Below are 593 nucleotides of genomic sequence, written 5' to 3' on the forward strand. Positions count from 1 at the left end.
ACGCCGACGACGTATCCGGGGTCCAAGCGCAACCGATACCCCAAATCGCCCCCTCCCCATCAATCCCCCCGCACGGTTCAATGCTCGACCTTCAACCTGCAAGAGAAGACAAGTCACGCTGCAAGGCAACAAGCTTTTTTGTGTGGGATAAAATTTTTGTTGGCATGGCCAGCTCTGTGCGGGTTCTTCAAGGCATCGTTTGTTTCCCTCGTTTGTTGTCTGTGTTCTTGCCGTGGCCAGCGCCATGTCGAATGCCTCATGGAACCGCGCGAGAAAGGCCGGGCCCATGACCCTTGCCAATCCCAACATTCCAAACGGGTCGTGCCGGGTAGCCAGGTGGGCCGCAAAAGACGGTCGCAGGGTCAAGGTCACGCTGGTGGGGTGCTTGCCGCGCGCACCGCGCGGCTCATGGACCTCCGGCATGCCATCGTGCTCCCAATCGTCAAAGACCTGGTCACGCAGCCGCTGCCCGATCCTCCCTTCCAGTTCATCACCAACACAACCCGTATTCCGTAGCCCATATCACCTTCCTCTCTTCGCCGATTGCATTTCCTCGACTGCGCATTGCGCAAATCGTTTATCCTAAATCACAT

The 593-nt window shown here is 57.5% G+C and carries 1 protein-coding gene; it reads left to right on the forward strand.

All coding sequences use genetic code 11. The annotated features are described in order from the left end of the window. On the forward strand, window positions 1-516 hold a 516-nt coding region (locus tag V6590_RS20850), incomplete at its 5' end, for a hypothetical protein (RefSeq protein WP_335425635.1). Window positions 517-593: the final 77 nt, after the last annotated feature.

Source organism: Gemmobacter denitrificans, assembly GCF_036964905.1.
Lineage (GTDB): Bacteria > Pseudomonadota > Alphaproteobacteria > Rhodobacterales > Rhodobacteraceae > Gemmobacter > Gemmobacter denitrificans.